Origin of the sequence: Dactylosporangium sp. NPDC050688 (assembly GCF_040654515.1) — a bacterium.
Taxonomy (GTDB): Bacteria; Actinomycetota; Actinomycetes; order Mycobacteriales; family Micromonosporaceae; genus Dactylosporangium.
The window spans coordinates 29,079-44,267 of the sequence record NZ_JBFAIC010000063.1 but is presented as its reverse complement, the minus strand read 5'-3'; the positions used below and the strand labels follow the sequence as shown (position 1 = coordinate 44,267).

The 15,189-nt window shown below is 67.7% G+C and carries 14 protein-coding genes and 1 tRNA gene; 4 read left to right on the top strand and 11 right to left on the bottom strand.

The genetic code is table 11. The annotated features are described in order from the left end of the window. Window positions 1-79: 79 nt before the first annotated feature. The 3 genes from AB0H83_RS40330 to AB0H83_RS40320 all read left to right on the top strand — a co-directional run bounded on the left by AB0H83_RS40330 (window position 80) and on the right by AB0H83_RS40320 (window position 2,783). Entirely contained in the window at window positions 80-1,369 is a 1,290-nt protein-coding gene (locus AB0H83_RS40330) for a plasmid pRiA4b ORF-3 family protein (RefSeq protein WP_360105138.1), read from the top strand. 18 nt (window positions 1,370-1,387) lie between these two features. After that, window positions 1,388-1,921: a hypothetical protein gene (locus AB0H83_RS40325; RefSeq protein WP_360105135.1), complete on the top strand. Its 534-nt coding sequence runs from the start codon at window positions 1,388-1,390 to the stop codon at window positions 1,919-1,921. 157 nt (window positions 1,922-2,078) lie between these two features. Next, complete coding sequence (locus tag AB0H83_RS40320) at window positions 2,079-2,783, top strand: hypothetical protein (protein ID WP_360105132.1); 705 nt, start codon at window positions 2,079-2,081, stop codon at window positions 2,781-2,783. Between the two features lie 233 nt (window positions 2,784-3,016). Here the strand turns inward: AB0H83_RS40320 and AB0H83_RS40315 are convergent. The 7 genes from AB0H83_RS40315 to AB0H83_RS40285 form a co-directional block, all read right to left on the bottom strand. Beyond that, window positions 3,017-3,088 (bottom strand) — tRNA-Lys (locus tag AB0H83_RS40315). Window positions 3,089-3,279: 191 nt separating this feature from the next. Further along, window positions 3,280-3,699 (bottom strand): Lsr2 family protein, encoded by a 420-nt coding sequence (locus AB0H83_RS40310; RefSeq protein WP_360105129.1) that lies wholly within the window; start codon window positions 3,697-3,699, stop codon window positions 3,280-3,282. Between the two features lie 168 nt (window positions 3,700-3,867). Beyond that, window positions 3,868-4,497: a GNAT family N-acetyltransferase gene (locus AB0H83_RS40305; protein ID WP_360105126.1), complete on the bottom strand. Its 630-nt coding sequence runs from the start codon at window positions 4,495-4,497 to the stop codon at window positions 3,868-3,870. A 29-nt stretch (window positions 4,498-4,526) separates the two neighbouring features. Next, window positions 4,527-6,062: an APC family permease gene (locus tag AB0H83_RS40300; protein ID WP_360105123.1), complete on the bottom strand. Its 1,536-nt coding sequence runs from the start codon at window positions 6,060-6,062 to the stop codon at window positions 4,527-4,529. 125 nt (window positions 6,063-6,187) lie between these two features. Further along, window positions 6,188-6,838 (bottom strand): GPP34 family phosphoprotein, encoded by a 651-nt coding sequence (locus tag AB0H83_RS40295; RefSeq protein ID WP_360105120.1) that lies wholly within the window; start codon window positions 6,836-6,838, stop codon window positions 6,188-6,190. Between the two features lie 630 nt (window positions 6,839-7,468). Next, the gene (locus AB0H83_RS40290; protein ID WP_360105117.1) at window positions 7,469-8,353 is read right to left on the bottom strand and encodes an aminoglycoside phosphotransferase family protein; all 885 of its coding nucleotides are present in this window, start codon (window positions 8,351-8,353) and stop codon (window positions 7,469-7,471) included. Between the two features lie 7 nt (window positions 8,354-8,360). After that, on the bottom strand, window positions 8,361-9,956 hold the full coding sequence (locus tag AB0H83_RS40285) for a hypothetical protein (protein WP_360105114.1): 1,596 nt from the start codon (window positions 9,954-9,956) through the stop codon (window positions 8,361-8,363). 27 nt (window positions 9,957-9,983) lie between these two features. Here AB0H83_RS40285 and gltX point away from each other — a divergent pair, with 27 nt between their 5' ends. Further along, entirely contained in the window at window positions 9,984-11,387 is a 1,404-nt protein-coding gene (gene gltX / locus AB0H83_RS40280) for a glutamate--tRNA ligase (protein ID WP_360105111.1), read from the top strand. 61 nt (window positions 11,388-11,448) lie between these two features. On the opposite strand, the gene AB0H83_RS40275 is transcribed toward gltX, so the two are convergent. The 4 genes from AB0H83_RS40275 to AB0H83_RS40260 are packed head-to-tail and all read right to left on the bottom strand — an operon-like array spanning window position 11,449 to window position 15,189. Next, window positions 11,449-12,843, bottom strand: coding sequence for a hypothetical protein (locus tag AB0H83_RS40275; RefSeq protein WP_360105108.1), 1,395 nt, complete (start codon window positions 12,841-12,843; stop codon window positions 11,449-11,451). Then, a complete protein-coding gene (locus AB0H83_RS40270; protein WP_360105105.1) occupies window positions 12,825-13,448 on the bottom strand; it encodes an FkbM family methyltransferase in 624 nt (207 codons plus the stop codon). Before AB0H83_RS40270 ends, AB0H83_RS40275 begins: the two co-directional genes overlap by 19 nt. Before the next feature lie 2 nt (window positions 13,449-13,450). Continuing rightward, the gene (locus tag AB0H83_RS40265; RefSeq protein ID WP_360105102.1) at window positions 13,451-14,434 is read right to left on the bottom strand and encodes an NAD-dependent epimerase/dehydratase family protein; all 984 of its coding nucleotides are present in this window, start codon (window positions 14,432-14,434) and stop codon (window positions 13,451-13,453) included. Continuing rightward, on the bottom strand, window positions 14,431-15,189 hold the full coding sequence (locus tag AB0H83_RS40260; protein WP_360105099.1) for a phytanoyl-CoA dioxygenase family protein: 759 nt from the start codon (window positions 15,187-15,189) through the stop codon (window positions 14,431-14,433). Before AB0H83_RS40260 ends, AB0H83_RS40265 begins: the two co-directional genes overlap by 4 nt.

Genomic DNA, 15,189 nt, shown 5'->3' with positions numbered 1-15,189 from the left:
TCTGGACCGGTTCGCAAAAGAAGCGTGCGGTAGTGCGCTGACGCGGCAGACCGGTCGACAAGATGGTGGGTGGTACTCGATGTCCGAGGAAGGTGTGGCCGCCGCTGTGGCATCCGCGCGGGCGCTGAGGCAGGTGGCCGCGTTGACCCGCTGGGTGGGTGCGGGCCGCAAGTTGACCCAGACCGGCCAGCTGACCATGGCGGACGCGCGGCATCTCGTCGCTCTGCTGGAGACCGGCGACGCAATCGACCCCGTGATCGGCGACCGGGTGTTCCGCACCCGCAGCAGCGCGGACCTGACCGGCCTCGCCGTCGTGGTGGCCTGGGCCAAGGCCGCCGGCCTGCTCCGGATCGTGCGAGGCCGGTTGGTCCCGGTGAAGAAGAACCAGCGGCTGCTGGACCAGCCGACGGCGCTGTGGGACGCCATGTTCTCCGCATTCGACCAGCTCGGCCCGTCGATCTGCCCCTCCGGTTGGTTCACCTCGCTGCTCCGCGAGGACTTCGCCGACGGGATCGCGGTGCTGCTCGCCAGCATCGCGGAAGGCGGCGGTGCCGTGGATGTCGACAAGGTGCAGGAGCGCGTCTGGTCCACCCTCGCCGCCCGCTATCACCTTGACGATGCCACCGATGAACAGTTGCGTAGCCTGCGCAAGGTCACCGCCCGCGACCTGCGCCGTGCTGTCGACGAACTGGTCGCGCTCGGCGCGCTCGCCGAGGACGACGCGGACAACGGAAGGCTCCGGCTGACCCCGTTGGCCGACCGGACACTGCGCACCCGGCATGGCGCCGTGACGCCCGGCGATCCGGTCGCCCAGATCAAGGTCACGCTCATGGACACCGACCCGCCCGTGTGGCGGCGGCTGCTCGTGCCGGCTGCGATCCGCCTCGACCGGCTGGACCGTGTCATCCAGGCCGCGATGGGTTGGACCAACTCGCACCTGCACCTGTTCATCCACCCCACCGGCCACTACGGCACCCCCGACCCCGAGCTGCCGCTGCACGACGAACGCAAGGCCACCCTGCGCGACCTGGCCGGACGGGTCGGCGACGCCTTCGGCTACGAATACGATCTTGGCGACGGCTGGGAACACGAGGTCATGCTGGAGAAGCTGGTTCCCGCCGAACCGGGCGGCCGATACCCGGCCTGCCTGGACGGCGAACGTGCCTGCCCGCCGGAGGACTGCGGCGGCACCTCTGGATACGAGCAACTCATCGACACGCTCGCAGATCCCAACCACCCCGATCATCACGACATGCTGCAATGGCTGGGCATCGAGAAAGGCGCCGACTTCGACCCGGCACACTTCGACCCCGCCGACGCCGACCGGCGACTCGACACGGTCGTACACACCGCAACCCGCACCGGCTGACCAGGAGACCACTCCCCGATGGCCCGACAGCGACGAGCCCCGGCCCTGAAGGCACTGCGCCCGCACGAGGCCAAGGAGATCCTGGACGCCCTGCTCAAAGCACACCCGGACCTGATCCCCGAGGCCGAGCGACTCGCCGCGGGCATCCTTGACGACACCACCTGGGAGTCGGTCCGCGAGGACGTCACGTACGCGCTGCTGTCGCTGCCGCTGGAGGCGCTCAACGAACGTGCGGGCTACCATCCCGGTCGCGGCTACACCCACGAGTGCGACGCCGCCGGTGAGATCGTCGAGGAGACGCTTGCGCCGTTCCTGGACGACGTCGCCCGGCGGTTGAAACTGGGCATGACCGCATCCGCACACCAGGTCGCCGTCGGCGTGCTCGCCGGCCTGCACACCTGCGGCGACGTCCATGACCGCGACGGCCTGCTCGGCTACGCCGGAGACATGGACACCTATGCCCATTCCGTCTTCACACTGCTGGACAAGCACCGGCAGCCGCTACCTGACGATCTACTCGACACCGCATGCCCAGGCTGGTCATCACGCTAACGGGACATCGTGTCGTCGCGCACCCCTCGGATAGGATGCCGTGTCCCGCAGGGAGAAAGACACCGTCAGCCGTGGGCCTTCGCCCAGGCACGGGGCATGGGCACCAACCGGCGACGGGCGCATGGCCAAGCGGTACGGCTGGAGAAGGACCAGGCAGATGAGCACGGATGACGAGTTGGTCAAGCGGGTACGCACGCTGCGGGCCCAGGGATGTACGCCCAAGCAGATCGCCCGTATGGTCGGGGTTCCCGCCGCGCGGGTGACGGCGTTGGTGCGGGCCGTGGCCGCGGAGCAGGCCGCCGCCGACCCTCACCAGTTGGTCGGCTGCTGGGTGAGTCCGCGGTGGAGTGGTGGGCTGACGGTGACCGGGCATCCCGAGTGGCCTGATGTCGACTTCGACCGGTCCGGGCTGCACGGCGGTCTGGCCGGCGTGGTCGTCGCCCGTCAGGAGCGTCGCCATCGGGTCACGGTCTGCGGGTACCTGGTGGACACCTACTGCCTGGGGTTGAAGAACGCTGTCGGACCGAGGTCGATGGCGTCCGGGGACCTGGACGCGTTCGTCGCCTACTACTTCGACGCCCACGGCGAGCCGCCGCTGCCGGTCGGACTGGATCTCGTCCAGCATCTGGTGTTCGGCGCTGTCGAGCATGCCCGAGGCCTGGGATTCGAGCCTCACCCCGACTTCGACCTGGTCGCTGGGCATCTCGGGGAATGGATGCCACCCAGCACGATCACGTTCGGCCGAAATGGCCAGCCCTTGTACGTCCAGGGCCCACGGGACAACGCGGCCTCGATCACGGCCACCCTCAACCGCACCATCGGGCAAGGCAACTACCACTACGTTCTTCAGACCCGCGGTTAGCCCATCGCCCGCAGCCAACCGGCGCCAGACCCCGGGGCACTCCCACCCGTCCGTCGTGGATCATCGCGTCAGGCACAGAGATCACCTTCCGAGATATCGGCCCGGCCGGCCACAACGAACCTGTCGACCCACCGCCCGGACACCGATCAGGCAACGGCAACCATGACCTGCCGATATCCGACCCGGAACGCAGCCGCCCGCTCGCGCCCCTCTGTTTGGGTATCCGTTTCGGGTGGGCCGCCAGGGACTCGAACCCTGAACCTACGGATTAAAAGTCCGCAGCTCTGCCATTGAGCTAGCAGCCCGCGGATACAGGGTACCGCTCGCCGCCCGGCCGAACATATCGACTTACCATTGAGGCACGTTTCCGCAGCTCAGATGCCCGCAACGAGGGCGTCTCGCCGGCCCGGCCGACGGTCGAACGACCCGAGAATTGCCGTAGGAGCCGGCGGGTGGCGTCTCGGGTGGCGAAGGTGTGCCGAGAGTATTTCGGTGGTCACTGCGGTGGCGGGCCGGGGACTGCCGCCGCTCGGTGGTAGGCGGCGACGAGGGTCGAGCTGATCCGGCCGAGGTCACGCACGTCGTAGCCGGCGGCTCGGCCCCATTCGCGGATGGCGGTGTTGTCCGCCCGGCGCTGGGCCGCATCGGGTCGGCGCTGGTCCGGTCCGCCGGCGCGGTCACTGCCGCCGCGGCTTGTGCGGCGCTGGCTGTCACGGGATGGGCCGCTCCACACGGGCTTCTGCGGCTGGATGATGGTCGCGGCTCGGACGAACGGGTCGAGTGTCTCGCGGAGCGCCGCGGTGTTCGCCGCGGACAGGTCGATCGTGTAGGCGGTGCCGTCCAGTTCGAACAGGACGGTCTCGTCCGCGGAGCCGCCGTCGAGGTCGTCCTCGAGGACGTGGATGGTGCGCTTCACCGTGAGTTCCTGCCATTCGCAGTCGGGTCGGAGTTGGTGTCGCTGGCACCGCGCCATCCCGCCGCGTGAGGTGCGGTTTCAGCAGCGCCGCGGCGGCCGCTGTGTCCGCAGCGAGCAGCGCCGCGTACGCACCCTGCAGGGCGTGATGCAGCGCCGCGTGGGCCGCGGTCATGATGCCGTGCCGTTGGGCGACATCGCGATCGACGCCGGTGTTGGAACGCGGCGCTGCCGGGGTGCCCGCCACATCGGCCAGAGGCGTGGCCCGCCGTCGGGCAGGTCGATCGGTGTGCCGTGGTCGGTGTAGCCGTGCCGCAGGTACAGGACTCGGCTGGCCTCGCTGGACGCCTCCAGGTAGGCCGGTAACCCGGCCCATTCCAGGCGCTCGTGATTGCGGTCCAGCAGGGCGGTGCCGATCCTGTGGCCCTGCCGGTCCGGGTGTACGGCAAGGAACGCGAGGTGGTGGTGCTCCGCAGTGGGGTGGTGCGCGTCGAACGCTGTGTCCAGGGCTTGGAACCGGTCGGTGTACGGGCCGCAGGCCAGCCACCGCCGCCGCTCGTAGTCCGGGATCTGCGGCAGCGGGCTGTCGCGGGGAAACCACACCGCCGCTCCGCACCGGTCTGCGGTGAGCAGCACATCGCCATGGTTGAAGGCGTGCTCGACGAAGATGCTGAAGTTGGCGTACAGCACCCGCTGCCGCTCCAGCGGTTCCGGCACCAGCCACGCGGCGACGTCCAGACCATGGAACGCGGTGGCGATCAGATCCGCGACATGATGGGTGTCGCCGCGTCCGGCACGCACGATCACCGGCGATGGAGTCGTCGGCGGGGTCATCGGACCGGCCGCCCAGTGGTGACGGTGTCGGTGGTGGGTCGCGTGCCGGGCACGCTCAGCCCGAGGCCGATGGTGGCGGCTTTGGCACCCATGCCGATGTTGGCGTACACGTGCGGGCGGGTGACCTTGAGGACCAGCGCCCACCCGACCCCGAGCACCGCGACAGCCGCGTACGTGGCCGGGATGGCCCAGCGCAGCGGGGAGTCGGGGGTGACGCCGAGCAGGGTGTCGAAGTTCGCCGTCGCCAGGTACGTGATGGTCAGCAAAGCGGCCGCCGCCAGCAGCGGCGCGAGCAGCCGCCGCCAGACGTTGTCCAACGCCCGGTGCCGGGCGAAGTACGAGATCACCGCGACAGCCGTGACCGTGACCAGCAGCAGGACCCCGTACCCGCCGCCGGTGCCGGCGGTGAAGAACAGGTGCACCAGCGGGTCCCAGCCGGCCACCGCGTAGGTGATGATGACGGCGAGGCCGACCAGGCTCTGCAGCAGCGACCCCACCTTCGGCGCGCCAGTGCGGGAGGTGTTGCCCAGCCAGCCCGGCAGGACCTGTTCCCGGCCCAGGGCGAACGTGTACCGGGCGATCAGGTTGTGGAAGGAGATCAGCGCCGCGATCAGGGAGGTCAGGAACAGGGCGTGGCCGATGTCGGCGGCCGGGCCGCCGAGCTGGGCGGCGGCCAGGTTGAACACCACCTCCGGTCCCTGCTCCCGCGCGGCGGTCACGATCCGGTCGGGGCCGACCGCGACCGTCATCGCCCACGCCGAACACGCGTACAGGCCGGCGATCAACGCCACCGACGTGTACGTGGCGACCCGCACCGTGCGGCGGGGGTCCTTGGACTCTTCCGCATACACCACCGCGGACTCGAACCCGACGAACCCGAGCACCGCCAGCGCCAGGATCGCCCCGACCCCCGGCGCCGCCAGGTTGCCGGGGGCGAGGGTGTCGAACCTGACCACCCCGTCGGCCGGGTGGAGCAGGTCAGCGGCGTTGAACACGAGCATGACGGCGATCTCGGCCAGCAGGAGCACGGCCAGGACGGTGCCGTTGACGTCGACGCGCAGCACGCCGAGGACGGCGACCAGCGCCCACGCGAGCAGGGCGATCACCCACCAGGCGACATCGAGACTGAGCCACTGGCCGAGCAGCGGTTTCGCGGCGGCGCCGATCGCTCCGTACAACGCCACCTGCAACGCGTTGTACGCCACCAGCGCTACCCACGCTGCGCCGACCCCGAACGGGCGGCCCAGCCCTCGGGCGACGTACGCGGAGAACGCGCCCGCGTTGGCGACGTGCCGGGCCATCGCCACGTAGCCGACGGAGAACACGGCCAGGACCACGCCGACAGCCAGGAACGCCAGCGGGATACCGGTCACCCCGGTTACCGCGAACCCGGTCGTCACCAGGCCCGCCACCACTGTCAACGGCGCAGCCGCCGACATGACGAAGAACACCACCGACGGCACACCCAGCCGGTTCCGCGCCAGGGTCCGAGCAACGACATCAGCACGAGGGAACACATCAGGTCCGGACATCACGACACTCCAGGAATCGAGGGGACGGCAAGGGAATCGAAGCGATGTGCAAGGAGTCGAGGGCATCGGCGAGCCCAGAGATGGCAGCAGGAGAGAGCCGTTCGAGCACGCGGCGATGGGACCGGTCAACGAGGAGCAAGGACGGCGTCACCCACGGCGGCCTCCACGAACGCCAGCAGGTGAAACAGCGACCGGTCCAACCGCGCCACCTCGGCCGACAACCGGGCCATCCCCACCTCGCGGAGCTCCGGCTGCCACAACACCGCACCGGTCAGCCCGGTCACCGCGACCAGCCCCGCCAACACGACATCCGGCACCTCGATCGGTTCCGGTGAGGTCAGCCGCCCGGCCAGCCGGATCGGCCGCCACGCCACCACATTGACGTCCGCCGGCAGCCACGACACCCGGACACGACCGAACCGGCGGCGCTCCTCCCGCCGCCACACCCCGGCACGCGCCAACCGCTGCCCCACCTCGTCCGTTGCCGTCTCAGCCAAGTACGCCAGCCAGGTCCGTACATCACGGTGCTGCGGCTGGGTTAGCAGGTGCGTCAACGTCTCATGCGCCAACGGGTCCTCCGGCGGGTCGCGGCGCACCACACAGATCACGCTGTCGTTGATGGCGATGCGGCCGAACAGCACCAGCTCGCCCAGCAACGCACCCGCCAGCCCCAACCCGAGCGTCCGAGGATGCAGCAGAGACCGCCCGTTCCAGTCCTCACGAGCGATGCAGAAGAACTCATCGGCTAGCAACACACCCCGCACCTCCCACCACACGGCAGGAACGGTCACAGCCCACCCACACCCCGCGATGCCGACCGTGCGGTCTGACGCCATCACTAATCGAATCGTCCACTACGCCTCCCCAGCACGCTCTGGGCGTTGATGCGTATCAGCGCCTCGTCACTCCCGGCATCGAACATCGCTGACGATCCGCACACCCGCCATATCCATGGTGGGTGCCTACCGTGAACCTCACCGTCTTCAGCGACACAACTGGTCAACAAACGCCTACCCGCGAATCCGGATTACTGCGAGCCGACCTGCTGCCGAAGATGCACCGATGCCCGCGCGTTTAGATTGCCGAATGTAGCCGCGCTAGAATTGGCGACTTGCGGCACAAGGCAACAGGCACGTTAGATCGTTGAATTGTCTAGCGCAGTCCGTTCGGCGTCGGTAACGCCGGGCGGCGAAATTCGCCCAGGATGGCTGTCTTGTCCTCCACTGGACACCGACCGGTGGGGCCGTCACGGCGCTGTCACATTCGCGAGCCGGGCTTCATTGCGCGTTGGGCACCGTGCCGAGCCAGGGACGAATGGAAATGTCGGCGGCGAGAAGAAGCAGGATTGTTGCGAGACTTGTCACCTTGCATCGCGAGTCGCAGGCTCCGCTTGCGTCAGCGAATTCTCAGATGATATTCCATCGAGCCAGTTCGTCACGACCACTGCGCAAGGCCGCGATCCGGCGATGAACTTCTCTGGCGGCAACAGAATCAGATTGCGATTTACGAGCGTTTGTAGTGATCATTTTAAGTTCCCGCAATCGGCACAGGTCTTCGAAGTCGGCCCATTTCATGGAATCCCAACCGTATGCGGCGGTGAAGCTAGCAAACGCCACTGGACTTGCTTGAGCGAATCGACGGCAGTGGACCGCAACCGTCGCCACGTCCCACTCAGGCGGACCGATCGACGCACCATCCCAGTCAGCCAAGACGGGCGTGCCGTCAAAGCGACGGAGGGCGTTGCGTGCCTGCGGGTCGGACTGCAACAGGGCCTCGCCGAGCGCGAAGTGCATCCTTGACCACGCCTCAGCGAGGTGTTCGAGGCGTGAACGTAGCAGCTGACGATCTTCGTCGCTGAGTATCGTGGAGGTGGCGATCGAACGATGAATCCCCTCGATCGGCTCGAGTCGTCGCAGTTCGATCGGTGGTGCCGGAAGCGCGTGCAGCACACGCAGGAGCGTGCCGAGTTCCGCGGCGTTGACGGGGTTGGCGTTCGCGGGGTCGAGACGCTGCCACATGGTGATCACGTGCCCGGAGACCTCGAAGGGCTGGTCGAGTCCGGGATACAACTCCACGGTGGGGAAGCCATGGTCACTCAGCCACTCGACGACTGTCACCACAGGTCGAAGGTCGTCCAACGTGACCCCCGGTGGGGCGATCTTCACGACAACATCACCGACGGCGTAAACCGCGTTGGTGTGGTGCCGAAGCAGGATCGCTTCTGCGGCGGAGCGGCCCAGTCGGCGGCAGATTTCGTCAAGCACTGGACGTGTTCGTGCCTCGACGAACATCAGGCTCCTACGGGTCAGGCGAGACGGTTCCTCCAGCCAGCGTACGGGTCTGCGATCGGCACGCCGCAATATAGTGCGACAGGGCCACCACCTCGGGCCCCCGCTTGGACCGCGGGACAGCCTCGACAACATCGGCAGCCCGGGCCAGAACGAGTTCGGTCCGCTGGAGCCGAGGCAGCTCATCGACCGCCTTCTGAGCTTCCGCCGCCGCTTCAGCCGTGCGCCGATCGCTCGCCAAGCACATCGCCTGGTCCAGCCTGATCAATGCGGGATCGATCAACGTCTTGACGGGGCTCGCCTGGTACAGCTGGAGCGCCGCTTCCTGCACACCGTATGCCGCAGCGGTGTCCCCGATCCAGGTGGTGGCGCCAGACAGGTAGAACAACAGCCGCTTGGCAGGGAATCGGAACGCCTCGTCGCTGTCGGCATCGCCAACCTCATCAAACGACCGGCGGGCCTCTCCGATCGCAGCACGCGCCGCATCCACCGCGCCCAGCCGCGCCAGCGCCCGCGCCCGGGCAGCAGCGGCGAGCGCGCTCGATGGCGACGCTGCCTCGGACAGAGCCAACGCCGCGTCCGCCAGGGACACAGTGCGGCGCGGATCCCCGAAGTAATACGGCAGCATCGCTGCCTGCGCCCGGACCAGGACACGTAAACGCGGCTCTGCACTGTCATCGGACGCGACGAGGGCTGTTCGATACCACAACTTCGCCTGCCTGATTTCACCAAGACGCATCAGGGCATCCGCACACATGGTGGCAAGCAACGCCGCGGCACCGGAGAGTCGAGCCTGAAGCATCGCCGGCTGCCTGCGACGCGACAGCGCCTGCACCTCGGCGCACTCACCAGCAAGCCGAGTCAACATCAGTGAAGGCGCGGAGGCCGGATATGCCTGAACGTGCTCGGCGACAGATTCTTCGATCAACTCCATCTGTCGTGGCGAGACGGTCGACGAAGCCAACGCCTCGTCAAGCCCAGCCCGAATCCCGGCCAGCATGTCCAGATCGGCCGTGGGGCCATGATCTGCTGCAATGTGCCCGACTGAGCGCCCATCCACGTTGTCGCTGTGCCGATTGAGGGCGCTGAGCGACTCGGACTCCAGCAGTCCGACACCCATCGCGGGCCGGGGAATCTGCAGGCCGACAGCGACGCGTTCCAGCACCTCATAGGCCGTTACTTGGCGGACATCTTTTGCGATCTCAGCAACCCGGTTCGCCGACAGTCCGACGAGCGCGCCGATCGCGTTGTACGAGATGCCTCGCGCATGCACGAACCGGAAGATCGTCGCAACATCGCGCTTGGCCAGGAACACTCCGATGGGTCGACCGTCCCATGTTCCGGTGACCCACCACGCTGGATCGACTGCTCCCGGCAAGTCAGACGCACCTTTCTCGATCACTACTTCGATGCTGAAGACATTCCCGGAGATGCCAGGTGTCCATCCAGAATTGACCAAACCCGCTCCGGGACGGGGTATCAGCGAGGAATGCAACGGTACGCACGCGCCGACGAATTTCAAGTGCTTCGGGTCCCGCAGGTTACGGCGCAAATTTTCCGGTCCGACGAAGTGATTGGGCCTGACGAGCGCTACTGCGACGATCACTGCCGCTCAACCTATAAGCTATGCGACGTGACTAGTTCTGCGGTTCGCGTCCGCTTCGCCCCCTCTCCCACCGGCATGTTCCATGTCGGGAACGCCCGGTCGCTTCTGTTCAACTGGGTGCTGGCCCGGCAGTCGGGCGGGACGATGGTCCTGCGGATCGAAGACACAGACACCGCGCGGAACCGTCCCGAGTGGGTGCAGGGCATCCTCGACGCGATGGCGTGGCTTGGCGCTGGGCCCGAGGAGTACGAGGGGCCGCTGTTCCAGTCCGACTACGTCCAGCACCACCAGGCCGCCATCGACCGGCTCCTCGCAGCCGACCGGGCGTACTACTGTGACTGCACTCGTGATCAGGTCATCGCGCGAACGGGTAGCGACCATAAGGGTTACGACGGCTTCTGCCGCATGCGCGGGCTGGCCGGCGGGGAAGGACGCGCCCTGCGGTTCAAGACACCCGACGAAGGCACCACCGTGGTGGTCGATCTGGTCCGGGGCAAGCCGGCGTTCGAGAACGCGTTGATCGAGGACTTCGTGATCGCCCGAGGCGACGGTTCTCCGGTCTTCCTGCTGGCGAACGTCGTGGATGACATGGTCATGGGCATCACGCATGTGATCCGTGCCGAGGAGCACTTGCCGAACGCGCCGAAGCAGCAGTTGCTGTGGGAGGCCCTCGGCGCGGAGCCGCCGGTGTGGGCGCATGCTCCGATCCTGGTCAACGAGAGACGGCAGAAGCTGTCGAAGCGTCGTGACCGTGTCGCCATGGAGGATTTCCGTGCCGAGGGGTACTTGGCCGAGGCGATGCGGAACTACCTGATGTTGCTCGGGTGGGCGCCGTCCGGTGACCGGGAGATCATCCCGTGGGAGGACATCGTCACGGAGTTCCGCCTGGAGGACGTCAACCCGTCTCCGGCGTTCTTCGACGTAAAGAAGCTCCGGGCGTTCAACGGCGACTACATCCGAGCGCTGTCGGTTGCCGAGTTCATCGAGGCGTGCCAGCCGTGGCTTCGCTCGACTGACGCTCCGTGGCTGCCGGAGGCGTACGACGAGGCGACGTTCGAGGCCGTGGCTGAGTTGGCGCAGACGCGTATCGCGCTGCTGTCCGAGGTGGTCCCGATGGTCGACTTCCTCTTCCTCGACGAGCCGCCACATGACGACGCCGCCTGGGCCAAGGCGATGAACGGCGACGCCCGCGGACTGCTGGACGCTGTGGTCCAGGCTTACCAGTCGATCGAGTGGACCGCGGAGGCGCTCAAGGCCGCGCTGGAGGCCATCGGCGCCGAGCGTGGACTGAAGCTCGGCAAGGCGCAGGCACCGGTCCGGGTAGCGGTTACCGGCCGGACGGTCGGGCTGCCGCTGTTCGAGTCGATCGAGGTGCTTGGGCGGGACAGGACGTTGGCGCGGCTCCAGTCCGCCATCAGTCGACTGGCGTAGGCCACTGGGCGGGCAAGCTTTGCCTACCCGCTCAGTGCGTCTTGGACGGCCCAGTCCGGCGCTATCGCCGGGGATGCACATTGTCCGGCGAGCTGCGTTGGGCTGGCAGGTAGCGATGGTGCTCTTCGGCGACCTGTGATCGCAGGTCGCCGAAGTCGGTGCCGAGCACCTCGTCGCTGAGCGCGAACACCGTCGGCGCAGCCGGTCCCAGCAAGCGTCCGGGCGGAAGGCGGTCGCTCTTCAGGGTTGCGGTCAGCAGCCAGCCCCGCGGGGATCGAGTCACGGCGAGTCGCCCGTCGCCGGTGCCTGCTTCGGCGAGCGTGAGCTGCCGGTCGTTCCACTGGACAGTCGCAGCCCGTGGTCCGTTCTCATCGATACGGCTTGCCGCAGCGTAGAGGGTGTAGGTGCTGCTCGCGGTGAAGATCTCTCCGGCGAGTCGTTCGACCGTGCCCGTTTCAACGTCGCGGTGGTCACGGGCGAGCATGTTCGCCAAATGGAGCTGTACACGGAGGTGCGACGGCACGGCTTCCATCGCCGAGGTGAGTCTGGCGTTGAAGTCGGTCGGTCGGAACCCTGCGTGTGTGAGGATGCCGTCGACGGAGAACCCTCCGCGGAATCCGAGCCGTTCGCGAAGGCCGTCACCGAGGTGCCTTGTCATCGTGGCGAGTTCGGCCATGTCGGCGAGCGTCGGTACGGCACCGGTGCAGAGGAACGTTCCGGATGCGGGCCGCAGCAGCGTGACGACTTCCATCGGCGGGAACGGCACGACGTGCCGGTCGAGGACGAACCCATGGAGGCGTACCGGCGTGCCGTCGAGCATCGGCATGACCCGTGCCCTGTACGAACCCGCCTGCAGGATGGACAGCGCCGATGGCGGGTCGGTGCCCCGCCACCACCACATGCCGTCGGCGCCCGCCGTCGGACCCGCGCCGGTCCGTTGACAGGCGCAGACCACGCCGGCGCCGAGGTCGACTTCGGCGCCAGCCGTGGCGAGGTTGGAGGGTCCGTCCACGATGATCGAGGCGGCTCGTGGAACGGCGAGGCTGTCCCACAACGCGTCGACCACAGTCTTGTCCTCCCCGAGCCGCCAACTCGGGTGCCGCGCACCGAGTCGGCGCCGGTCGCCGGTTCGGGGTGGGTCGAGTGGGTCCGGCAGCACCAGCGTCGCCCGACGGCCGGGATCGAATGCGTTTGCTGCCTCGGTCATCCAACCCGAGCCATCCAGGCCGGCAATCAGATCGTGGTAGCGGGCCACCTGCTGGCTCGCGCCGCGCACGGCGCGGTGCGTGGCGTTCGGCAGCGCGTTGTCCAGTGCGAGCGCCAGGCATCGGTTGGCTCCGAGCAGATCTCGCCAGGCGTCGGCGTCGTCTTGGCGCCCGCAGACGGCGATGAACGGTCCGTCCGGCAGCGCGCGGAGCAGTTCATGCGTCGACGCGTTCATGGCCGTCGTGTCCATCGCCGGTCGGTGCGTTCGAGGATCAGATTGGCCGGCGTTCGGTGGATGACCTCGTAGGCCGAAGGGCCGAGGTGGCGACGTATCGTCTCGCGGGTCCGATCCGGCTGGGTGTCGTCGTATTCGATGATGACGATCGACGGTCGGTGGCGGGTCGGCTCGAAGGAGTCCCAGACGTCGAGTTCCGTGCCTTCTACGTCGATGCTGATCAGGTCGATCTCGTCGATGCACGCACGTTCGAGGAGGGTGTCCAGTCGTTCGCAGGGCACCATAATCTGCTGGTAGTCGTCGCCGTGTCGGTGCAGACCCGACCATGACGGCTTGTGCGCGTACATGCCAAACGGTCGGAGCCCCGGGATCGACGAGACCGCGCTGGTTTCGACGACACAGCGCCGTCGCCGGAGCGGCTCGTGGTTGCGTGGATCGGCGTCAACGCAGAGCCCGCGCCAGCCAAGGTGCTCAAAGTAGAGACTGTTGCTGCCGCGTCTACCGTCGCCGGCTCCGACATCGACGAAGACGCCGCCAGGTGCGATGTCGAAGGTGGTCGCGAGCCAGTGGTCCTCGCCCCATTGCGCCGAGAACGGTGGTCCCTGGGTGTACGGCTGCATGACTACGCCCTCCATTGCTGGATCAGGTGCTGTTCCCGGGCGGGGTCGAGCCAACGCTGGGACCAGGAGCGACGAACTGTGTGCCAGGCGAGGCAGTCGTCGATCGTGTCCCGCAGCGAGCGGTACGTCAGCCCTGCGGCCAGCGCGCGGCTGCTGTCCACCGCCATAAGGGCTCGTTCGGGGCTGTCGTTGGTCAGCCAGAGCGGGACCTCGGTCCACGGTCGCACGCGCTGGCTTCGGGCGTACCGTTCACCGACCCAGCACGGCACGGGCGGCTGCGGTGACCGGTCCAGCAACGCCTCGATGAGGTTCTGGGCAGTGATCGAGCGGCCAGCCACGTTCACGATGCCCTCGACGTCACGGTCGACGGCGTCGCGGAGAAACTTGGCGACATCGGAGGCGTCGATGATCTGTACCGGTTGGTCCGGGTCCATCGGTACGAGCGCCTCGCCGCCGCGGAGGACGTGTTCCAGCCAATATGTGAATCGGTGGCTGTAGTCGTGCTTTCCGACAACGAGGCCGAGACGGGCAACGAGGAGCGGAATGCCGGTTCGCCGGGCGCGTCCGCGGAGATGTCGCTCGCAGCGCAGCTTCCTGGTCGCCGATGCGCGGGTCGGGTCGGTGGTGTCGGCCACGATGGTTGGAGACTGCTCGCGCAACGTGGACGTCGTGAACTGACGACGGTAGACGGCGCAGGACGAGACGAAGACGTACCGGCCCACGTCCGTCAGCAACGGCGTCAGCGGTGTCACGTCATCGAGGTCGACGGCGCTCGTATCGATGACCACGTCCCACGGTTCGCTGAGCACGGCACGCGCTTCGGCTGTAGGGGCACGCCGGTCGGTGAGGATATGGCGGGCGAGGCCGGCGAAGGGTGAAGGTGAATGCCCGCGGTACAGGACGGTCAGGTCGTCGCCGCGGGCGAGGCATTCGGCCACGAGGTGTCGGCCAATAAAGCGGGTCCCGCCGAGCACGAGGATCTTCACGGTGCACCGGCCCCGGCCGCCGCTGTCGCGGCGTAGCCCAGCACCAGCAGGCGTCGCGGGCGCCCGGATTCGTTCGGGCCGCTGGCGTGGACCAGTGCCGAGTCCCAGACCAGCATCGAGCCCGCCGGGGCGAGCAACGCAACGGCGTGGCTGTCCGGTGCGGCGTTGTCCGGCACCACGGGTCCCTGTCGTTGGGTCGCGATCATCTCAATGTCGCGGTGGTGGGTGCCGGGCCAGACCTTGAGCGCCCCGGTCGTCGGCGTGCAATCGTCGAGGCAGAGCGCGACCGTGACGACCTGGTCGTGTCCTTTCGCCCGGTAGTACACGGCATCGGTGTGCTTGCAGACCTCCTCGCCGAGAACCGGCAGATCGGTCCATGCCGCAGGGACGTCAACGGTCTGCTTGTACATGAACTTGCTGTCGATCAACTGGGCGGCGCTGCCGAGCAGGTCGGTGGTCACCTGGTGCAGCAACGGCCCCGCTGCGAGCACGGCTGCGGTCGCCGCGAGATCCAGCACGGATTTGATCTTCAGGACGTAGAGCCGGCCGGACGGCAGGCGCCACCACGTGAGCCGAGGGTCGGTGACGCGCTCATGCGCCATCGTGTCGAGCATGCCGGTCAGCGCCGCGTCGGCCTCCGCCCGCAACCTCGTGATCATCGCTGGCGGAACGATCTCGGGCAGCACGAGGTACCCGTCCTTGGTGAACTGCGTGCGGTTGAGCGGTACCGAGTTAGGGACGGTCGAGGGTGTCAC